Raw genomic sequence first — 19,949 nt, forward strand, 5'->3', positions numbered from 1 at the left:
GCTGAAAAATCCTGCAAAGCATTACTGCCGGACCCGCTTGCGGGGCGCGCGGCAGGACTACGACCAAAGGTTGATGGTGGGGTGGCGATCCCCGTCCATACTCGTTGTTCGACCTCGATAACAACAATAAGAGGCAGTGACGATGAGTTACCGGCAGTCCCATGACCGCTCCATCGCGGAGCCTTCCGCCTTCTGGGCCGAACAGGCCGGCCGCGTGGCCTGGTACCGCGCGCCGCAGGACACCTTGCAGGCCCTGCCCGACGGCAGCCACCGCTGGTTCGCCGATGGCCGCCTGAACACCTGCTACCTCGCCCTCGACCGGCAGATCGAACTCGGCCGCGGCAACCAGGCCGCGCTGATCTACGACTCCCCCGTGACCAATACCCAGCAGCGCTTCAGCTACCTGGAGCTGCGCGATGAAGTCGCGCGCCTGGCCGGCGCCCTGCGTGCGCTGGGGGTAGAGAAGGGCGACGGGGTGATCATCTACATGCCGATGGTGCCCCAGGCGGCCATGGCCATGCTCGCCTGTGCCCGGCTCGGCGCGGTGCACTCGGTGGTCTTCGGCGGCTTTGCGCCCCACGAGTTGGCGCTGCGCATCGACGACGCCAGACCCAAGCTGGTGCTCACCGCTTCCTGCGGCCTGGAGTTCGAGCGGGTGATCGAATACAAGCCGCTGGTGGACAAGGCCCTGGAACTGGCCAGCCACCAGCCGGCCCATGTGCTGGTGCTGCAACGTCCGCAGGCGATGGCCGAGTTGCAAGCCGGTCGCGACCTCGACTGGCGCGAAACCCTCGCCCACGCGCAACCGGCCGACCCAGTGGAAGTCGCCAGTGGTGACCCGCTGTACATCATGTACACCTCCGGTACCACTGGGAAACCCAAGGGCATCGTGCGCGACAACGGTGGCCACGCGGTAGCGCTGAGCTATGCGCTGCCGACCATCTTCGGCCTGCAGCCGGGGGATGTCTGGTGGGGCGTCTCCGACGTCGGCTGGGTGGTCGGCCATTCGCTGATCGTCTACGGACCGCTGATGAATGGCTGCACCACGGTGTTCTACGAAGGCAAGCCGGTGCGCACGCCCGACGCCGGCAGCTACTGGCGGGTGATCGAGGAACACAAGGTCAACAGCCTGTTCTGCGCGCCCACGGCGATCCGCGCGATCCGCAAGGAAGACCCCCAGGGCGACCTGCTCAAACGCTACGACCTGAGCTCGCTGCGCCACCTGTTCCTCGCCGGCGAGAAGCTCGACAGCAGCACCCAGCACTGGCTGGAGGAACTCACCGGCAAGCCGGTGCACGACCACTGGTGGCAGACCGAGACCGGCTGGCCGGTGACCGCGCCCTGCACCGGCCTGGGCGACCACGACCTGCGCGCCGGCTCCACCAACCGCGCGGTGCCCGGTTACCACGTGCAGGTGGTGGACGACGAGGGCCGGCTGCTCGGGGCGAACGAGCAGGGCTCCATCGTCATCGCCCTGCCGCTGCCGCCCGGCTGTGCGCAGACGCTGTGGAACGACCACCCGCGCTACCTGCAGGCGTACTTGAAGACGTACCCCGGCTACTACCACACCGGCGACGGCGGCTATGTGGACGAGGAGGGCTTCGTCTACATCATGGGCCGCACCGACGACGTGATTAACGTCTCCGGCCACCGTCTATCCACCGGCGAGATGGAGGAACTGCTGGCGCTGCACGAGGCCGTCGCCGAGTGCGCGGTGATCGCCGTGCAGGACGACCTCAAGGGGCATGTGCCGCTGGGGCTGGTGGTGCTCAAGGATGGCGCGCAGGCGACCGAGGCCAACCTGCAGCGCGAACTGGTAGCGCTGGTGCGCGAGCGCATCGGCGCGCTGGCCTGCTTCCAGCGCGCGGTGGTGGTCAAGCGCCTGCCCAAGACCCGCTCGGGCAAGATCCTGCGCGCGGTGCTGCGCAAGATCGCCGACGGCGAGAGCTATGCGCCACCGTCCACCATCGACGACCCGGCGATCCTCGGCGAGATCGCCGAGCGTCTCGGCCAGGCCGGCCTCGCCAAGGCGGGCTGATATCCCACGACGCCGGCAGTGCCGGCGTATTTCCAGGGCCGCACTCGTTGCGGCCCTTTTTTTATCTGCGTTGCGCCTGCCGGGGTGATAGGAATAAAGGCCATTTGCCATCTAAACTGATGTCAACGAGCCTCTACTTGCGGTGTGGCGTTCATGGTCAATCCTGTGGTCCTCGACGAGGAGGAGCTCGAAGCGCTGCGCGAAGTTACCGCGCGGGCGCCGCGCAAGCCGCTGGTGCTGGTGGTCGATGACGACCTTGAGGTCCTGGCCGAGCTGCGCGAACTGATCGAGGGCGCGAACCTGCGCTGCCTGACCGCCGGCAGCGCTGCCGAAGCACTGCGGCGCATCCGTCGCGATGAGTCGGACATCGACCTGCTGGTGACCGACCTGCGCATGGAGCACGAGAGTGCGGGTTTGGACCTGGTCCGCGAACTGAACGAGGTCGGCACCTTCCTGCCGATCATCGTCCTGTCCGGCCAGGCTGACGCCCGCGACGTGATCGAGGCGATGCGGCTGAACGTGCTGGACTTCATGGTCAAGCCGCTGGACCCGCTGTACTTCCTGGACCTGCTCAGCCGTTATCTGTAGGACTGCGAACCGGGCGGGAGCGCTACAGCGTCTGCGCCTTGAAGGTATCGCACTTGCCCGGTGCGCCGCTCTCGAAGCCGATCTTGAACCAGCGCACGCGCTGCGCGGACGAACCGTGGGTGAAGGAATCGGGCATCACCGTGCCGCGCGCCTGGCGCTGCAGGTGGTCGTCGCCGATGGCGTTCGCGGCGTTCAGCGCCTCTTCCACATCGCCCGGCTCCAGCCAGTTCAGGCGTTGCTGGGCGTGGTTGGCCCAGACGCCGGCGAAGCAGTCGGCCTGCAGTTCCTGGCGCACCGAAAGGCCATTGGCGCCTTCCATGCGCGCGCCGCGCTGGCGGGCGGCGTTGATCTTCGCGGAGATGCCCAGCAGGTTCTGCACGTGGTGGCCGACCTCGTGGGCGATCACGTAGGCTTGGGCGAAGTCGCCGGCGGCGGAAAACTTCTGTTCCATCTCGCGGAAGAAACCGAGGTCGAGGTACACCCGGTGATCGCCCGGGCAGTAGAACGGTCCGACCGCCGAGGAGGCGAAGCCGCACGCCGAGTTCACCCCGCCGTTGAACAGGATCAGCTTGGGCTGCTCGTACTGCTGGTTGCTGCGGGCGAAGATCTCACCCCAGGTGTCCTCGGTATCGCCGAGAATCGAGCGGACGAAATCCACCTGCGGATCGTTGCCGGTGGCCGGCTTGCCTTGTGTCGGCCGCGCCGGCGCCTGCTGCTGGGAGACGTCCATCTGGCCGAGCAGCGAGCCGAGGATGGTCATCGGGTCCTGCCCGGAGAGCAGGCCGATCACCACCACGATGGCCACGCCGCCCAGGCTCAGGCCGCGGCCGCCGATGCGCATGCCTCCGCCACCGCCCATGCCACCGCCGCCGCTGTCATCGCGGGCATCCACTACGTTGTCGCTGCGTCGTCCTTTGCGCCAGAGCATGGCGGCATCTCCATCGAACAGGTGGGTTCAGTGTTGTCTTGAGTGGGGCTGGCCGCCAGCCCGGTCGTCAGGCGAAACGGTGCAGCAGTTCGGCGCGGGCGAGCAGTTGCACGTCGCCGCCGACGCGGACCTCATCGTCCTGGCCGACCTGCACGTCGAGCCGGCTGGGGCGACCAACGAAGCGGCCCTGAGCCAGCTGGAACAGCTCGCCACGGCGTGCCTTGCCCAGTTCCACCAGGTAGGCGGCAACGGGGCCGGCGGCGCTGCCGGTGGCAACGTCCTCGATGATTCCGGCGCCGTCCCAGGTGCGGCCCTCGCGATTATCCACATCCAGCACGAAAACGAAGGCGGCGTTGAGCTTGGCCAGCTCGGCTGCCAGATCCGTGCGCTGGCGCACGCGACCCAGGGCCTCGCTGCGTACCGGCAGCAGCAGGTAGGGCAGGCCGGTGCTGACCACGGCAGCGGGGTAGTCGGCGAGGTCGCTGGCGCTCAGCGAGAAGGCCTCGGCGAACCAGCGGCGCGCGTCATCGTCGAGCACGCTGCCGAAGTCAGCGGCGCCCTGGTTCATCTCGGCGTGGAAGCCGGCGCCGCGACGGCGCGTGGCGACCTTCACGGCCTTGGCCGGCAGCTCCAGCGTCCAGTGTTCTTCCTCGCCGCGCTGGTGCAAGTGGTGCAGCAGCGCGGCCGCGCCCAGCACCGGGTGGCCGGCGAAGGGCAGTTCCTCGTCGACGGTGAAGATGCGCGCCGAGTAAGTGTCCAGCGAGGCGGACGGGAACAGGAAGATCGACTCGAACTGGCGCAGCTCCTGGGTCAGCCCCAGCAGGGTCTGGTCGGAAATGCCACGGGCATCGGGGAATACCGCCAGGCCATTGCCGGTGAGCGGTTGGTCGGCGAAGACGTCGAGCTGCCAGTACTGTTGCGCGGACATGGGCCTCCAGATGCCGCCCTTGAGCGGCGCAAAGAAAAACTCGACAGCCAGCCTAGCGAGCTATATGTTCGCCGACAAGAAAGCGCCGGTCACAGCGCCGCGCTTTCCAGGCCACCGCAGTGGCCGGCGTCGCTCGGACGGTTCCGGGCGCCTACGTTCATCAGAGGACACCATGACTGAACCCCGTTCAGCTCGTCGCTTTGCGCGCATCGATCGCCTGCCCCCCTACGTCTTCAACATCACCGCCGAACTGAAGATGGCCGCCCGCCGCCGTGGCGAGGACATCATCGACCTGTCCATGGGCAATCCGGACGGGGCCACGCCGCCGCACATCGTCGAGAAACTCTGCCAGGTCGCCCAGCGCGAAGACACCCACGGTTACTCCACGTCCCGTGGCATTCCGCGCCTGCGCCGCGCCATCTCGCATTGGTACCGCGACCGCTACGAGGTGGAGATCGACCCGGAATCCGAGGCCATCGTCACCATCGGTTCCAAGGAAGGCCTGGCGCACCTGATGCTGGCCACCCTGGACCACGGCGACACCATCCTGGTGCCCAATCCCAGCTACCCGATCCACATCTACGGCGCGGTGATCGCCGGCGCCCAGGTGCGCTCGGTGCCGCTGGTGCCGGGGATCGACTTCTTCAACGAGCTGGAGCGGGCGATCCGCGAATCGATTCCCAAGCCGAAGATGATGATCCTCGGCTTCCCCTCCAATCCCACCGCGCAGTGCGTGGAGCTGGACTTCTTCGAGCGCGTGGTCGACCTCGCCAAGCGCTACGACGTGCTGGTGGTGCATGACCTGGCCTATGCGGACATCACCTTCGATGGCTGGAAAGCCCCGTCGATCATGCAGGTGCCGGGCGCCAAGGACATCGCGGTGGAGTTCTTCACCCTGTCCAAGAGCTACAACATGGCCGGCTGGCGTATCGGCTTCATGGTCGGCAACCCTGAGCTGGTCTCGGCCCTGGCGCGGATCAAGAGCTACCACGACTACGGCACCTTCACCCCGCTGCAGGTGGCGGCCATCGCCGCGCTGGAAGGCGACCAGCAATGCGTGCGCGACATCGCCGACCAGTACCAGAAGCGCCGCGACGTGCTGGTGAAAGGCCTCCACGAGGCCGGCTGGATGGTGGAGAACCCCAAGGCCTCCATGTACATCTGGGCCAAGATTCCGCCGGCCTATGCGCACCTGGGTTCGCTGGAGTTCGCCAAGAAGCTGCTCAAGGACGCCAAGGTCTCGGTGTCGCCGGGCATCGGCTTTGGCGACTACGGCGATGACCACGTGCGCTTCGCCCTGATCGAGAACCGCGACCGCCTGCGCCAGGCCGTGCGCGGGATCAAGGCGATGTTCCGCGCCGACGGCCTGTTACCGGCCAAGGCCGAGTAACGAAGCATGGATAACGAAAAGGGCGGCCAACTGGCCGCCCCTTTCGTTCTGGAGTCCCTCACCCCATCCTGCTAGTGGAGCCATGTCGCGCGGGAACCTGGAGAGTGCCCCGCGCGTCGGAAGCCCCATCCCACCTCCACAAGCGTTCAGGGGTGAGGGAGTGCCTCGGTGTGTCAGTGAGCGGGGTAGTCCGCCAGCACTTCGCGCTGGCCGGCCTTGTTCAGGCCGACTACCTGATAGGCGTCATGCCGGTCACCCATCTCCATGCCCGGCGAGCCCATCGGCATTCCCGGCACGGCGGCGCCGACCAGATCGGCACGCTCGCGCAGCTTGAGGACGTCGGCTGCCGGCACGTGGCCTTCGACGAACTTGCCGTCGATCACGCCGGTGTGGCACGAGCCCATGCTGTAAGGCACGCCAAGTTTGGTCTTCACTGCACTCATGTCCGCCTCGACGTGGTCGTTGACGGTGAAGCCGTTGCTTTCCAGGTGCTTGATCCAGTCCTTGCAGCAGCTGCAGTTGGCATCGCGGTGAACGTCGATGGTCAGCGGCTCGGCGGCCTGGGCGGCGCCGGCGACAAGGGCGGTGAGCAGAAGCAGGGTGCGCATGGTTGGAACCTCGAAATACGAACGCGACCGAGCATACTCCCGAGTGTCTTCAGCCCCCACCCGGCGTTTGTTTCCCCATATGACGCGCTGGCCCGAACTTGCCGCGCCGTGCGGGGTCTTTAGCTGATCGGTGGTGCGTCCGCGACTCCCGGTCGCAGGTCAGGACGCTCGGCAATGGCTGCAAGGCCAAGGAGAAATCGGATGCTCTTCGCCCGTCTCGTCCTGTTGGTCCAGGCTCTGGTCTGGGGTGGCCTGGGACTGCTCTACTGGATTCGCCCCTACGAGATGGCCAACCTCAGCGGCATGCTGCTGATGGAGCCTTCGTCGGTAAGCGACGCCCGCGTCTTCTATGGCGGCCACCAGTTCGCCCTCGCGCTGTTTCTCGTCTTCGCCCTGCGTCGTCGCCTGCTGGTGCGGCCGGCGCTGATCCTGGTGATCCTGGTGCAACTGACCCTGACGCTGTCGCGCCTGCTGATCGCCTGGACTGAAGGCGGCATGGAGTGGGACGCACAATTGGCTGGGGTGGTCTACCGCGGGGTGATCTCGGCGCTGGCGATCTTCGCCCTCTACTGGCTGGAGCGGCAGTCGCGCAATCGCCAGGTGGTGGTGCGTGAAGAGCCGGAGCCGGAGGAGCGCAAGGCCGACTTCGAAGGTCTGTGATTTCGGGTCGTTTGTACCTTTAATGCAGTCATTCAGACCTCCTTTAATTGCGGTCATTTACACCTCATTTGTTTTTAACGCATTGAATTAAAACGGTTTTCTACCTGGCACGAATCCTGGAATGGTCAAGCTGCCCTTTCAAGATTCAGTGAGTGGAGAAACCCATGCGTGAAGTCATTGCGTTGTGCAGCATGCTGCTTTGTACGTCGGCCCTGGCGGACGAGATCGTTTCAGAAGTGCCCGACAATACTGTCGGCGGTGGTTTTGGTGCCGGCTCCGGCGTGCTGCTGGGCGGCGCACTGGGCGGGCCGATTGGCGCGCTGGTCGGTGCCGGGATCGGTGCCCTGGGTGGTGCCGAGGCGCAGGAGGCGACGGGCAGCAGCGGGCATTCCTATGTCGTACGCGATGCCCAGGGCCATGAGCGCACCGTGCGCTCGCCCAATGCCGAATTCGAGGTTGGCCAGCAGGTGAGCGTCAGCGGCGACCGGCTCAAGCCGCTGTAGCGCCGCCGATGAGCGGGCGCCATGGAATGCCACGGCAAGGCGAAGGTGCCCCCGCTGTCGTGCTATCGTATTGATTTCGCGGTAGAAGCAAGGCGGAGCCAGCATGAAGTTCGTACATCAACGTGAGCACCTGAACGAAGGCGATCTGGTCGTCATCGAGTGCTCCATGACCTGCAACATCCGCCTGATGACCGATGCCGCCTTCCGCAGCTTCAAGAATGGCGGGCGCCACGTCTATCACGGCGGCGCGTTCGACCGGTTCCCGGCCAAGATCAAGGTGCCGAGTACCGGCAACTGGAACATCACCATCGACACCGTCACCCGCCGCGCCATCAGCGTCACGCGCAAGGCCGACTTCAAGTACAGCATCAAGTTCGTGCGCAAGTCGCCGTCGAACTTCAGCTGATCCTCAGTTCCCCGCCTGCGCGGGGAAGTCCTTGAGCAGGCGGGCGATGCCTTCGTCCACAGCCTGCTGGGTGATCTTCGGATCGTGCAGCTGGCGCGCCACCTGCGCCTGATAGAGCACCGCACCCGTCGCCTCGTCGAGAATCTGCAGCGCCAGGCGCGCCTGTTCCTGGTCGGTGATCTGCGTCTGGGTCATCACGCCCGCGCCGGTTACCACCGGGCGCTGGACGATGCCGGTCTGGCTATCCAGGCCGACGGCATAGATCACCCGCAGCTCTCCTGAATTGTCCTGATAGCGGTAGCCCTTGGCTTCCAGTGCGCGGCGCACGGCGAGATCGAAGCGATCTTCCAGGTCCTCGCGGTGGCCCTGTGCGCGCACGGCCTGGATGAAGAAGGTGCTTTGCCGGCCATTGGCGGCGGGGGAGACGCTGATGTTGGCGGGGTCGGTACCGGCGCAGGCGGCCAGCAGCAGGCAGAGCAGGGGAAGGATCAGGCGGGACATGGACGTGCCTCTTGTCATTGTCCCGCAAGCGTAGCCGCCTGGTGCTGGCTCGCCGCCCAACCCTTGGTTGGGCGGCGGGTGAGCAGGCTTCAGCGGCGGGTCAGCAGGACGCCGGCTTCCATGTGGTGCGTGTAGGGGAACTGGTCGAACAGGGCGCAGCGGCTCACCTGGTGGGTGTCGTGCAGTTGGGCGACGTTCTGCGCCAGGGTCTCCGGGTTGCAGGAGATGTACAGGATGTTGTCGAAGCGCCGGGTCAGCTCGCAGGTGTCCGGGTCCATGCCGGCGCGCGGCGGGTCGACGAACACGCTGCCGAACGCGTAGGACTTCAGGTCGACGTCGGCCAGGCGGCGGAACGGGCGTACATCATTCAGCGCCTGGGTCAGCTCCTCGGCAGAGAGGCGTACCAGGGTGACGTTGTCCACGGCGTTGTCGGCCAGGTTGGCCAGGGCGGCGTTCACCGAGGTCTTGCTGATCTCGGTGGCCAGCACCTTGCGCACGCGGGTGGCCAGCGGCAGGGTGAAGTTGCCGTTGCCGCAGTACAGCTCCAGCAGGTCGTCCTCGCGCTGGCCCAGGGCTTCGTACGCCCAGTTGAGCATCTTCTGGCAGACCTCGCCGTTGGGCTGGGTGAAGGCGCCCTCCGGCTGGCGGTAGCGGAAGGTGCGGCCGGCGACGGTCAGTTCTTCGCTCACGTAGTCACGGCCGACGACCAGGCGCTTGCCGCGCGAGCGGCCGACGATACTCACACCCAGTTCGGCAGCCAGCTTCTCGGCGGCGGCCTGCCAGGCGGCATCCACCGGGCGGTGGTAGCAGAGAGTGATCATGGCGTCGCCCGCCAGGGTGGTGAGGAACTCCACCTGGAACAGCTTGTGGCCCAGCGTCGGCTCTGCCCAGGCGGCCTTCAGGCGCGGCATCAGTTCGTTGATGCGCTGGCTGGCGATGGGGAACTCCTCGATCAGGATCGGCGTGTGCTTGTCGCCCTGCTCGAACATCGCGTAGTGACGGGCCTCGCCCTCGCGCCACAGGCGGAACTCGGCGCGCAGGCGGTAGTGCTCACGGGGCGAATCGAACACCTCCGGCTCTGGCGCGGCGAAGGGCGCCAGCAGCTCGCGCAGGCGCGCGGCCTTGTCGGCCAGTTGGCTGTCGTATTGGGAGGGATCGAAACGCGGACTGCTCATGGGGCGGGTAACTCGTGTGGGTCGGCGGCAGTTGATGGGTATCGCTGCGCTCCACGCCATCCTGCTCCGGTGTCATCGGCAGGATGGCGGGGCGCGGCGATAGCCCTGCCGCGAAAGGGAATATCAGGCGTTGAACCAGCCCAGCTTGATCACGAACAGCACGGACAGGATGACCAGCGCCGGGTTCAGCTCGCGGAAGCGGCCGGAGAGCAGCTTGCAGGCGGTCCAGGTGATGAAGCCGAAGGCGATGCCGTTGGCGATGGAGAAGGTCAGCGGCATGGCCAGCGCGGTCACTACCACGGGGGCGGCAACGGTCAGGTCGTCCCAGTCGATCTCGGCCAGGCCCGAAGCCATCAGCACGGCGACGAAGAAAAGCGCCGGGGCGGTGGCGAAGGCCGGCACGTTGCCCGCCAGCGGGGCGAAGAACAGCGCCAGCAGGAACAGCACGGCGACCACGATGGCGGTCAGGCCGGTGCGGCCGCCAGCGGAAACGCCCGCCGCCGACTCGATGTAGCTGGTGGTGGTGGAGGTGCCCAGCAGCGAACCGACCATGGCGGCGGAGCTGTCGGCGATCAGGGCGCGGCCCATCTTCGGCATGTGCCCGTCCTTGCCCATCAGGCCGGCGCGCTTGGCCACGCCGATCAGGGTGCCGGAGTTGTCGAACAGGTCGACGAAGAGGAAGGCGAAGATCACGCTGAACAGGCCGATGTCCAGCGCGCCCTTGATATCCAGCTGCAGGAAGGTCGGCGCCAGCGACGGCGGCATCGATACCACGCCGCCGAACTGGGACACGCCGATGGCGATGGAGATGAAGGTCACCACGAGGATGCCGATCATCACCGCGCCGGTCACGCGACGGGCTTCCAGGGCGACGATCAGAATGAAGCCGAGGATCGCCAGCAGCGGCGCCGGCTTGGCCAGGTCACCCATGCCCACCAGGGTGGCCTGGTTGGCGACAACGATGCCCGATTCCTTCAGCGCGATCAGCGCGAGGAACAGGCCGATGCCGGCGGCGATCGCCGAGCGCAGCGCCAGCGGGATGCTGTTGATGATCCACTCGCGGATGCGGAAGATCGAAATGATGAAGAACATGCACGCGGAGAGGAACACCGCGCCGAGGGCCACCTGCCAGGTGTGGCCCATGTGCAGGACCACGGTGTAGGTGAAGAAGGCGTTCAGGCCCATGCCGGGAGCCAGGGCGATCGGGTAGTTGGCGATCAGGCCCATCACCGCCGAGCCGATGGCGGCCGCCAGGCAGGTCGCCACGAAGATCGCGCCCTTATCCATGCCCGTCTCGCCGAGGATGCTCGGGTTGACGAAAAGGATGTAGGCCATGGTCAGGAAGGTAGTGATACCCGCCAGGATCTCGGTGCGCACATTGGTGTTGTGCGCCTTGAGTTGGAACAGCTTTTCCAGCATGTTTGGCTCCCCGTGACGCTCTCGCGCCGTTATCGTTCTGGCCGGGAAAAGCAAGGTGCATGCCCAGGTGGGCCGTGCGCCTTTTCTTGTGACCGGCAAAAGGCGCGCATGATACCAGCTCGTCCTGCGCCGGAGAATTTCTGACCGGACCGCCAGCATCCGTTCGTCTGCAAGCTTAGACGCGAGTGCCGACCAAGGGAGTGCAACTTGTGCGCTGTAGGTGGTCTGACTGTTCATGACCTTGGCTATAACCCTGGCCTGACCGGGCCATCCTGTCCGATTCGCAGTCGATGAAACGCTCTATTCCGATCCTCCTTGCCTCATTGTTGGGCGCCTCTTTGTTGGGTGCGTGTGCCGGTGCGCCGCCGTCGGCCCCGCAGCATACGTTCGATGTCCACGCCGTGGCCGAGAAGCCCACGGCCAGCACCCGCACCCTGGCCGACCCGCAGGGCAAGGCCGTGCTGGTGACCACTCATCCCGCCCTGACCCAGCGCGACGTGCAGCGGGCCGAGCTGGCCAGCGTGGCCGACGGCACACCGGCCGTGCGCGTGCTGTTCACGCCCGAAGCCAGCCAGCGCCTGGCGAAGCTGACCCAGGAAGAGCAGGGCAAGGCCCTGGCGGTGGTCATCGACGGGCAGCTGCGCCTGCTGCCCAAGGTGACGCGGGTGGTGACCGACGGGCAGGTGATGCTCAAGGGCTTCGCCAGCCCGGAAGAGGCCCAGACGCTGGTGCGCCGGCTCAACGAGCTGCGTGATGTGCCGGTGCAGCCGGAGCAGAAGTCCGGTGGGCAGCCGTAGCTTCTATATAGAGCGCCCGGCGGGCGCTGATCGCGGGCATGGCCCGCTCCTACAGGTTCGGGTTTCGTAGGGCGAATAACCTGGAACAGGTTATTCGCCGATGCCCCTGCGGCGGATAACGCTGGCGCGTTATGCGCCCTACAGGACTGCCTTCTTGGTGGGACGCGCATGAAAAAGCCCGGCATCTGCCGGGCTTTTTCCTTTCGCGGTTCGCGGGCTGGGCTTAGGCGCCGTATACCGGGAACTTGGCGCAGATGGCCTTGACCTTCTCGCGCACGCCGTCCACCACGGACTCGTCGCCCATGTTGGTCAGAATGTCGCAGATCCAGCCGGCCAGCTCGCGGCACTCGGCTTCCTTGAAACCACGAGTGGTGACAGCCGGGGTACCGATGCGCAGGCCGGAGGTGACGAACGGGGAACGCGGGTCGTTCGGCACGCTGTTCTTGTTCACGGTGATGAAGGCACGACCCAGGGCGGCGTCGGCGTCCTTACCGGTGATGTCCTGCTTGATCAGGGAGAGCAGGAACAGGTGGTTCTGGGTGCCGCCGGAAACCACGTCGAAGCCGCGCTCGATGAACACGCTGGCCATGGTCTGGGCGTTCTTCAAGACCTGCTGCTGGTAGGCCTTGAACTCGGGCTGCAGGGCTTCCTTGAAGCACACGGCCTTGGCGGCGATCACGTGCTCCAGCGGGCCACCCTGGGCACCCGGGAAGACAGCGGAGTTCAGCTTCTTCTCGATCTCTTCGTTCTTGCGAGCGAGGATCAGGCCGCCGCGCGGGCCGCGCAGGGTCTTGTGGGTGGTGGTGGTGACCACGTCGGCGAACGGTACCGGGTTCGGGTAGACGCCAGCAGCGACCAGACCGGCCACGTGGGCCATGTCGACGAACAGGTAGGCGCCGACCTTGTCAGCGATCGCGCGGAAGCGGGCGAAGTCCAGGACCTGGGAGTAGGCGGAGAAGCCGGCAACGATCATCTTCGGCTTGTGCTCGACGGCCAGGCGCTCGACTTCGTCGTAATCGATCAGGCCGGCGTCGGTGATGCCGTACTGAACAGCGTTGTACAGCTTGCCGGAGGAAGAAACGCTGGCGCCGTGGGTCAGGTGACCGCCGTGGGCCAGGCTCATGCCCAGAATGGTGTCACCGGCCGACAGCAGGGCCAGGTAAACAGCGGCGTTGGCCTGGGAGCCGGCGTGCGGCTGGACGTTGGCGTAGTCGGCGCCGAACAGCTCCTTGGCGCGGTCGATGGCCAGCTGCTCGACGACGTCGACGTACTCGCAACCACCGTAGTAGCGCTTGCCCGGGTAGCCTTCGGCGTACTTGTTGGTCAGCACCGAACCCTGGGCTTCCATCACCGCCGGGCTGGTGTAGTTCTCGGAGGCGATGAGCTCGATGTGCTCTTCCTGGCGCTGGGCTTCCTGCTCCATCGCGGCGAAGAGTTCGGCATCGTAGCGGGCGAGGGTCAAATCACGGCTGAACATGGCGGTCCTCTTAAGGATCGGGTGCTGGGGGAAAGGCGCGCATTCTAACCCAAGGCGCCGGTGCTGGCACATGAAAGGCGGTCATGTGGCTGACAAGCGGGGTTCAAGGCCCGGATCGCGCGCGGGCGAGTGGCCGAAATGGCGTGACGAGCCACTTGCCGAAGGTGCAGGAGAAGCTCCACGCCATCCTACAAAGGCGCTCTCCTGCGCCGCTGTGCGTTCAGCCCAGCAGGAACAGCGCGTTGCTGGCGAACAGCGCGGCGAACTGGTCCGCCGGCACCGGGCGGCCGAAGAGGAAGCCCTGCACCTCGTCGCAGCCGTGCTCGCGCAGGAACTCCAGCTGATCGTGGCTCTCCACACCCTCGGCGATCACCATCAGGTTCAGGCTGTGGGCCATGGCGATGATGGCGCGGGCGATCTGCGCGTCCTGCTCGCCGTGCGGCAGGCCGTCGACGAAGCTGCGGTCGATCTTCAGCACGTCGATGGGGAACTGCTTCAGGTAGTTGAGCGAGGAATAGCCGGTGCCGAAGTCGTCCACCGCAATCGCCAGACCCAGGCGCTTCAGGCCCTGGAGTATCTGCATCGCCTGGGAAACGTCGCTCATCAGGATGCTTTCGGTCAGCTCCAGCTCCAGGCACGCCGGGGCGATCCCGGTGTCCTCGAGGATGCTGGCGATACGTTCGCCCAGTTGGCCGTCGGCGAACTGCCGGGCCGAGAGGTTCACCGAAATCTTCGGCACCCGCACCTTGTCGCGGTGCCAGGCGCGCAGTTGCAGGCAGGCCTGCTCGAGCAGCCAGTCGCCGACCTGGGCGACCAGACCGAGCTCCTCCAGCACCGGGATGAACTCCGCCGGCGGGATCAGCCCGCGCTTGGGATGCTGCCAGCGCAGCAGAGCCTCGGCCCCGGTCAGGCGGCGTCCGTCGCCGGTGAACTGCGGCTGGTAGTGCAGGACGAACTCGTGCAGCTCGATGGCGCGGCGCAGGTCGCTTTCCAGCTCCAGGCGTTCCAGGGCGCGGGCGTTCATCTCGGCCTGGTAGAACTGGAAGTTGTTCTTGCCCATTTCCTTGGCGTGGTACATCGCCGTGTCGGCGTTCTTCATCAGTTGGCTGAGCTCGGCGCCGTCCTGCGGCGAGAGCGCCACGCCGATGCTGGCGGTGACGAAGAACTCGCGGCCCTCCAGGGTGAAGGGGCGGGCGAGGCTGGAGAGAATCTGCTCGGCGACCTGGATCGCCTGGCGCAGCGCCTTCTCGCGGTCCTTCTGGCCGGGCAGCAGCAGGGTGAACTCGTCGCCGCCCATGCGCGCCACGGTGTCGTCGTCGCTGACACAATGGCTCAGGCGTTCGGCCACTTCCTTGAGCATGCGGTCGCCCGCGGCATGGCCGAGGGAGTCGTTGATCGGCTTGAAGCGGTCGAGGTCGAGGAACATCAGCACCACCCACTGCTGGTGCCGTTCAGCCTGCAGCAGCGCGGTGTGCAGGCGGTCCTGGAACAGCGTGCGGTTGGGCAGGTGGGTCAGGGCGTCGTAGTAGGCCAGGCGGTGGATGCGCCGCTCGCTGGCCTTGCGCTCGCTGATGTCGCTGAAGAAGCAGACGAAGCTGACCAGATCGCCTTCCTCGTCGTGGACCGCGGTGATGCCGACCCAGCTCGGGTACAGCTCGCCGCTCTTGCGCTTCTGCAGGATCTCGCCTTCCCAGCTACCGCTCTTGCGCAGGCTTTCCAGCACGTGCTTGAGCTGGTTGGCCTCCTGGCGGTCGGCGGTGAGCAGGCGCGGCAACTGGTCGAGCACTTCCTCGGCGGAGTAGCCGGTGAGGCGGCTGAAAGAGTCGTTGATCTGCACGATGTAGCCGGCCGGATCGGTGACCATGATCGCTGCCGTGGAGTGCTCGAATACCGTCGCCGCCATGCGCATTTCGCGCTCGGCGCGGCGCTGCTGGCTCACGTCGCGGGCGACGCCGAGCAGGCCCTCGAAGCGGCCGTGGTCGTCCCACATCAGGGCGATGCGCAGCTCGACGGGAATCTTGTGGCCGTCGGCGTGCAGGCAGTCGAGGCTGAACAGCTGCGGCTCGGCGCTCTCGCGCAGTTCGGCCAGGCGCTTGGGCTCGCCGATGGCGGCCTGCACGCGGTTCAGCAGTTCGTCCAGGCGCTCCAGCTGCGCCGGGTTGGCGGCCACCTGCTGGAAACCGTTGGACAGCACCCACTCGGGGCTGTAGCCGAGCACCTGGTGGATCGACGGGCTGAGGTAGTTGAGCTTGACCTGGGCGTCGGTGGAGAGGATCACGTCGCTGATGCTCTCGGCGAGCATGCGGTAGCGGCGGCCGCTCTCGCGCAGGGAGTTGTGCGCCTCGACCGTGTCGGTGATGTCCTTGGCCACGCCAATCAGCCGCGCCACGCGGCCGGAGGCGTCGCGGGTGAAGGCCTGCTCGCGGATGTCGAACCAGTGCCAGCTGCCGTCGCGGTGGCGCCAGCGCAGCTGGCTGTCCAGCAGCAGGCCATCGCCCACCACCTGCTGCAGGTTGCGCACGCGCCAGTAGTACTCGACGTCATCCGGGTGCAGCACCTTCTCCCAGAAACGCTCGCCCATCTCGCGCAGCTCGTCGCTGTCGTAGCCGAGCTGGTGGCCGAGGTTGTGGTTGCTGAAGATCACCCGGCGCGCGGCGATGTCGTGGATGTAGAGGGTGTCGGGCACCGCGCGCACCGCGTCGGACCAGAACTTCTCGCGCTCGATCAGCGACAGCTCGACCTGCTTGCGGCTGGTGATGTCCGACAGGCTCAGGGTGACGGCGTGGAAGTCCTGGATCATCTCCGGCACGCGCAATTGCAGCCACAGGTGGCGCTGCTCGCCCTGGCGGGTGTGGATGCAGGCTTCCAGCTCGACCATGCCATGGCCGTGCAGCACGGCTTCGAGCACTTTGCTGCGTACGCCGTCCGGGCGCATGCCGGCGCCGCCGACGAGAACCTGCCAGGCCTGCTCGGTGGTGCTCACGCCCATCAGGCGCTTGGCGACGTTGTTGATCTCGGTGATGCGAACCTGGCGCAGCAGCCAGGGCAGGCGCTCGGGCTGCGAGGCGATCCACTCGCGCAGATCGCTCTGCCGGCGCAGGTTGAGGTCCATCAGGCTCTGACGCAAAGCGGAGAGGTCGAGCACGCAGAGGGCAACGCCGACGCCGTCGAAGATGTCCTGGTAGCGCCGGCGGGTCTCTTCGAGGATGTGCAGCGCCTGCTGCTCCTCGGTGACGTCGCGCAGCACCCAGACCTGCCCGCCCTGGGGCAGGTTGCCGCGCAGTACCCAGGTCTGCTCCGGCGACAGCGGGCTGTCGTCCAGTGAATGGTGGCTGACGGCGAACAGCCGGGCCTGGCCGGTATCGTTGACGCGCACCAGCTCCGAGCCGTTCTCCGCCGTGGCATCGCTGCCATGCAGCAGGCCGCCCAGGCCGGGCAGCAGCTCCAGCAGGTGATGCTCGCCGGCCTTGTCGGCGGTGATGCCGAACAGCTGCTCGGCCTGCGGATTGAGGTAGGCAAGACGACCGTCGGCGCGGGTCACCAGCACCCGTTCGTCGATCGCACCGAGGGCCTGCGCAGCCTGGCGCAAGCTCTGCTGCGACTCCACGGTCAGCGCGCGCAGGTTCTGCTGTTCGCGTTGCAGGCGCAGCAGGGCGGCGCCGGCGATGCCTGCCAGCACCAGCAGCAGCGCCAGCTCGCCGCCCAGGCGCGGCAGCAGGGTGGCGCGGATCTGCCGGTCGTCGAATTGCGGGTGCAGCTGCCAGTCGGTGTTCTGGATGTCCAGGCCGTCCAGGCTCTGCGCCTGCTCCAGCGGCGAGGCGGCGGACAGCGGGCCGGGACGATAGCCGCTGGAGCGGCCGAGGACCTTCTGCTGGACGTCGTCGACCAGGATCCAGTCCGGTGACTCGGGACGGATTTGCGCCGCCCAGCCACGCCGGGCGACCTTTTCGTCGAGACGGATGACGCTGTCGCCTTCGCCCGGCTCGGTGGCCTTCAGCCAGACATAGAAGTGGCCGCCATTTTCCTCGCTGAAGGCGTAGTGATAGGCCTGCTGGGCGCTGCGCTGGCGCAGGGCCTCGATGAAGGCGACATCCTTGATGCCGCTGGCGGAGTCGCGCACGGGCGCGCCGCTGGCGTCCAGCCGGACCAGACTGTGGAAGGACGGGTAGATGTGCTTCAGGCCGGCGATCAGCGGCGCGTGGACATCGCTGTGCTCGCGGTCCTGCTCCTGCTGCAGCAGGGCCTGGGCCGCCACGGCCTTGAGCTCCAGGGTCAGGGAGATCCGCTGGGCCATCTGTTCGCCGTGCAGCACCACCCGCTCGCGCTCGAAGCGCTCCTGGCTGCGGAACTCCTGGTGCAGCTGCCAGCCCAGCAGGCCGAGCATGAACAGCACCAGCAGCACCAGGGCGGTCCGGGTCGCCACGCGGCCAGGCCTGGCCAGGGCGTCCGGATGAGTACGGGGGAAAATAGACAAGGACTTAAGGACCTGGGGCGATACGGCTGAATTCGGCGCAGGCTAGGATGCCCGGAAAGGCGGCGAAGTGCCAGTATGGCCGACGAGCGTCGTTTGCCCTTCCTGGCTCATTCCGGTAGCTTTGCCGCACGCGCGCGTGGTGTGGGTTGCATAAAGTACATCCGCGCAGAGTCCCGCGCGAAGGGCCGTCCATCGGCCGTTCGCGCCCACCGGCAGCCCGCTCGCAAGCGTTCGAGCGCTGCCGCTCCGGCCAGTGAGCCGGCGTCCCGGAACCTGCCGTCGTCCGTTCCGGCCATCCCGATCACAATTCATCCCAGAAGTCAGGTATCCATGGCTCAATACGTCTATACCATGCACCGGGTCGGCAAGGTCGTGCCGCCCAAGCGTGAAATCCTCAAGAACATTTCCCTGTCGTTCTTCCCCGGCGCCAAGATCGGCGTGCTCGGCCTGAACGGCGCGGGTAAATCCACTCTGCTGCGCATCATGGCCGGCGTCGACACCGAGATCGAAGGTGAAGCCCGCCCGATGCCGGGCATCAACGTCGGCTACCTGCCGCAGGAGCCCAAGCTCGACCCGCAGGCCACCGTTCGCGAGATCGTCGAAGAAGCCGTTGGCCAGATCAAGGCCGCCCAGGCCCGCCTGGACGAGGTCTACGCCGCCTACGCCGAGCCGGACGCCGACTTCGACGCCCTGGCCGCCGAGCAGGCCAAGCTGGAGGCCATCCTCCAGGCTTCCGACGGTCACAACCTGGAGCGCCAGCTGGAAGTCGCCGCCGACGCGCTGCGCCTGCCGCCGTGGGATGCCAGGATCGAACACCTTTCCGGTGGTGAGAAGCGCCGCGTCGCCCTGTGCCGCCTGCTGCTGTCCGCCCCGGACATGCTGCTGCTGGACGAACCGACCAACCACCTGGACGCCGACTCCGTCGCCTGGCTGGAACACTTCCTCCACGACTTCCCGGGCACCGTGGTAGCGATCACCCACGACCGTTACTTCCTCGACAACGTCGCCGGCTGGATTCTCGAGCTGGACCGTGGCCAGGGCATCCCGTTCGAAGGCAACTACTCCGGCTGGCTGGAATCCAAGGCCAACCGCCTGGCCCAGGAAGCCAAGCAGGAAGCCTCCCACGCCAAGGCCATGAAGGCCGAACTGGAGTGGGTTCGCCAGGGCGCCAAGGCTCGCCAGTCCAAGTCCAAGGCCCGTCTGCAGCGTTTCGAGGAACTGCAATCGCAGGAATTCCAGAAGCGCAGCGAGACCAACGAGATCTATATCCCGGCCGGTCCGCGCCTGGGCGACAAGGTCATCGAGCTGCACAACGTCAGCAAGGGTTATGGCGACCGCGTACTGATCGACAACCTGTCGATGAGCATTCCCAAGGGCGCCATCGTCGGCGTGATCGGCGGCAACGGCGCGGGTAAGTCCACCCTGTTCCGCATGCTGACCGGCAAGGAGCAACCGGACTCGGGCAGCATCGAGATCGGCGAAACCGTGCAGATCGCCAGCGTCGACCAGAGCCGTGAAGTCCTCGAAGGCAACAAGACCGTGTGGGAACAGGTGTCCGACGGCTTCGAGCAGATCAAGATCGGCAACTACGAAGTCCCCTCGCGCAGCTACGTCGGCCGCTTCAACTTCAAGGGCGGCGACCAGCAGAAGTTCGTCAAGGACCTCTCCGGTGGTGAGCGTGGCCGTCTGCACCTGGCCCTGACCCTGAAGCAGGGCGGCAACGTGCTGCTGCTCGACGAACCGTCCAACGACCTCGACGTGGAAACCCTGCGTGCGCTGGAAGAAGCGCTGCTGGACTTCCCCGGCGCCGCCATCGTGATCTCCCACGATCGCTGGTTCCTGGACCGCATCGCGACCCACATCCTCTCCTACGAGGACGACGGCAAGGTGGTCTTCTTCGAAGGCAACTACACCGAGTTCGAAGCCGATCGTAAAAAACGCCTGGGAGACGCTGCCTCGCAGCCGCACCGCGTGCGTTACAAGAAGCTGGCGTAAGCCGCTTCCCATGGAAAACGGGGCCTTCGGGCCCCGTTTTTTTTGCGCCGTGTTCCGGCAGG

15 protein-coding genes and 1 pseudogene are annotated in these 19,949 nt (G+C 66.4%); 8 read left to right on the forward strand and 8 right to left on the reverse strand.

Translation table 11 applies throughout. The features are described from left to right. The first annotated feature begins 142 nt into the window (after positions 1-142). Together ABKS89_RS04575 and ABKS89_RS04580 are read left to right on the forward strand one after the other, a co-directional pair. On the forward strand, positions 143-2,038 hold the full coding sequence (locus ABKS89_RS04575; RefSeq protein ID WP_138212140.1) for a propionyl-CoA synthetase: 1,896 nt from the start codon (positions 143-145) through the stop codon (positions 2,036-2,038). Between the two features lie 153 nt (positions 2,039-2,191). Then, a complete protein-coding gene (locus ABKS89_RS04580; RefSeq protein ID WP_138212141.1) occupies positions 2,192-2,626 on the forward strand; it encodes a response regulator in 435 nt (144 codons plus the stop codon). Between the two features lie 22 nt (positions 2,627-2,648). Here the strand turns inward: ABKS89_RS04580 and ypfJ are convergent, their stop codons facing one another. Together ypfJ and ABKS89_RS04590 are read right to left on the reverse strand one after the other, a co-directional pair. Continuing rightward, positions 2,649-3,554: a KPN_02809 family neutral zinc metallopeptidase gene (ypfJ, locus tag ABKS89_RS04585; protein ID WP_138212142.1), complete on the reverse strand. Its 906-nt coding sequence runs from the start codon at positions 3,552-3,554 to the stop codon at positions 2,649-2,651. A 67-nt stretch (positions 3,555-3,621) separates the two neighbouring features. Then, complete coding sequence (locus tag ABKS89_RS04590; RefSeq protein ID WP_348588151.1) at positions 3,622-4,482, reverse strand: PhzF family protein; 861 nt, start codon at positions 4,480-4,482, stop codon at positions 3,622-3,624. A gap of 172 nt (positions 4,483-4,654) precedes the next feature. Here ABKS89_RS04590 and alaC point away from each other — a divergent pair, with 172 nt between their 5' ends. Then, on the forward strand, positions 4,655-5,872 hold the full coding sequence (gene alaC, locus ABKS89_RS04595; protein ID WP_348588150.1) for an alanine transaminase: 1,218 nt from the start codon (positions 4,655-4,657) through the stop codon (positions 5,870-5,872). A gap of 173 nt (positions 5,873-6,045) precedes the next feature. Here alaC and ABKS89_RS04600 read toward each other — a convergent pair. Beyond that, positions 6,046-6,497, reverse strand: a pseudogene (locus ABKS89_RS04600) (DUF411 domain-containing protein). Between the two features lie 184 nt (positions 6,498-6,681). On the opposite strand from ABKS89_RS04600, the gene ABKS89_RS04605 reads away from it, so the two are divergent. The 3 genes from ABKS89_RS04605 to ABKS89_RS04615 all read left to right on the forward strand — a co-directional run bounded on the left by ABKS89_RS04605 (position 6,682) and on the right by ABKS89_RS04615 (position 8,049). Then, the gene (locus tag ABKS89_RS04605; protein WP_024763055.1) at positions 6,682-7,140 is read left to right on the forward strand and encodes a DUF4345 family protein; all 459 of its coding nucleotides are present in this window, start codon (positions 6,682-6,684) and stop codon (positions 7,138-7,140) included. Between the two features lie 164 nt (positions 7,141-7,304). Then, on the forward strand, positions 7,305-7,643 hold the full coding sequence (locus ABKS89_RS04610; protein WP_138212146.1) for a hypothetical protein: 339 nt from the start codon (positions 7,305-7,307) through the stop codon (positions 7,641-7,643). Between the two features lie 103 nt (positions 7,644-7,746). Then, positions 7,747-8,049 carry a DUF1883 domain-containing protein gene (locus tag ABKS89_RS04615; protein ID WP_138212147.1) on the forward strand — a complete coding sequence of 101 codons (303 nt, stop codon included), beginning with the start codon at positions 7,747-7,749 and terminating at the stop codon, positions 8,047-8,049. A gap of 3 nt (positions 8,050-8,052) precedes the next feature. Here the strand turns inward: ABKS89_RS04615 and ABKS89_RS04620 are convergent, their stop codons facing one another. The 3 genes from ABKS89_RS04620 to ABKS89_RS04630 form a co-directional block, all read right to left on the reverse strand. Further along, positions 8,053-8,550 (reverse strand): DUF4136 domain-containing protein, encoded by a 498-nt coding sequence (locus ABKS89_RS04620; protein WP_348588149.1) that lies wholly within the window; start codon positions 8,548-8,550, stop codon positions 8,053-8,055. 89 nt (positions 8,551-8,639) lie between these two features. Further along, positions 8,640-9,725, reverse strand: coding sequence for a tRNA (uridine(54)-C5)-methyltransferase TrmA (trmA, locus tag ABKS89_RS04625; protein ID WP_348588148.1), 1,086 nt, complete (start codon positions 9,723-9,725; stop codon positions 8,640-8,642). Between the two features lie 123 nt (positions 9,726-9,848). Then, entirely contained in the window at positions 9,849-11,144 is a 1,296-nt protein-coding gene (locus ABKS89_RS04630) for an NCS2 family permease (RefSeq protein WP_054908404.1), read from the reverse strand. 401 nt (positions 11,145-11,545) lie between these two features. On the opposite strand from ABKS89_RS04630, the gene ABKS89_RS04635 reads away from it, so the two are divergent. Further along, the gene (locus ABKS89_RS04635; protein ID WP_242015289.1) at positions 11,546-11,941 is read left to right on the forward strand and encodes a SecDF P1 head subdomain-containing protein; all 396 of its coding nucleotides are present in this window, start codon (positions 11,546-11,548) and stop codon (positions 11,939-11,941) included. A gap of 223 nt (positions 11,942-12,164) precedes the next feature. On the opposite strand, the gene glyA is transcribed toward ABKS89_RS04635, so the two are convergent. Together glyA and ABKS89_RS04645 are read right to left on the reverse strand one after the other, a co-directional pair. After that, positions 12,165-13,418, reverse strand: coding sequence for a serine hydroxymethyltransferase (gene glyA, locus ABKS89_RS04640; RefSeq protein ID WP_024763060.1), 1,254 nt, complete (start codon positions 13,416-13,418; stop codon positions 12,165-12,167). 220 nt (positions 13,419-13,638) lie between these two features. Next, complete coding sequence (locus ABKS89_RS04645; protein WP_348588182.1) at positions 13,639-17,802, reverse strand: EAL domain-containing protein; 4,164 nt, start codon at positions 17,800-17,802, stop codon at positions 13,639-13,641. 420 nt (positions 17,803-18,222) lie between these two features. Between ABKS89_RS04645 and ettA the strand changes: the two genes are divergently transcribed. Next, positions 18,223-19,887, forward strand: coding sequence for an energy-dependent translational throttle protein EttA (ettA, locus tag ABKS89_RS04650; RefSeq protein ID WP_348588147.1), 1,665 nt, complete (start codon positions 18,223-18,225; stop codon positions 19,885-19,887). The last annotated feature ends 62 nt before the right edge of the window (positions 19,888-19,949 follow it).

This window comes from Pseudomonas sp. LABIM340 (assembly GCF_040017195.2).
Taxonomy (GTDB): Bacteria; Pseudomonadota; Gammaproteobacteria; order Pseudomonadales; family Pseudomonadaceae; genus Pseudomonas.

What these genes read in the sequence shown, in the direction of transcription:
- ABKS89_RS04575 (WP_138212140.1), top strand. Translation starts at nt 143, where the DNA reads ATGAGTTACCGGCAGTCCCATGACCGCTCCATCGCGGAGCCTTCCGCC.
- ABKS89_RS04580 (WP_138212141.1), top strand. Translation starts at nt 2,192, where the DNA reads ATGGTCAATCCTGTGGTCCTCGACGAGGAGGAGCTCGAAGCGCTGCGC.
- ypfJ (WP_138212142.1), bottom strand. Translation starts at nt 3,554, where the DNA reads ATGCTCTGGCGCAAAGGACGACGCAGCGACAACGTAGTGGATGCCCGC.
- ABKS89_RS04590 (WP_348588151.1), bottom strand. Translation starts at nt 4,482, where the DNA reads ATGTCCGCGCAACAGTACTGGCAGCTCGACGTCTTCGCCGACCAACCG.
- alaC (WP_348588150.1), top strand. Translation starts at nt 4,655, where the DNA reads ATGACTGAACCCCGTTCAGCTCGTCGCTTTGCGCGCATCGATCGCCTG.
- ABKS89_RS04605 (WP_024763055.1), top strand. Translation starts at nt 6,682, where the DNA reads ATGCTCTTCGCCCGTCTCGTCCTGTTGGTCCAGGCTCTGGTCTGGGGT.
- ABKS89_RS04610 (WP_138212146.1), top strand. Translation starts at nt 7,305, where the DNA reads ATGCGTGAAGTCATTGCGTTGTGCAGCATGCTGCTTTGTACGTCGGCC.
- ABKS89_RS04615 (WP_138212147.1), top strand. Translation starts at nt 7,747, where the DNA reads ATGAAGTTCGTACATCAACGTGAGCACCTGAACGAAGGCGATCTGGTC.
- ABKS89_RS04620 (WP_348588149.1), bottom strand. Translation starts at nt 8,550, where the DNA reads ATGTCCCGCCTGATCCTTCCCCTGCTCTGCCTGCTGCTGGCCGCCTGC.
- trmA (WP_348588148.1), bottom strand. Translation starts at nt 9,725, where the DNA reads ATGAGCAGTCCGCGTTTCGATCCCTCCCAATACGACAGCCAACTGGCC.
- ABKS89_RS04630 (WP_054908404.1), bottom strand. Translation starts at nt 11,144, where the DNA reads ATGCTGGAAAAGCTGTTCCAACTCAAGGCGCACAACACCAATGTGCGC.
- glyA (WP_024763060.1), bottom strand. Translation starts at nt 13,418, where the DNA reads ATGTTCAGCCGTGATTTGACCCTCGCCCGCTACGATGCCGAACTCTTC.
- ABKS89_RS04645 (WP_348588182.1), bottom strand. Translation starts at nt 17,802, where the DNA reads ATGCTCGGCCTGCTGGGCTGGCAGCTGCACCAGGAGTTCCGCAGCCAG.
- ettA (WP_348588147.1), top strand. Translation starts at nt 18,223, where the DNA reads ATGGCTCAATACGTCTATACCATGCACCGGGTCGGCAAGGTCGTGCCG.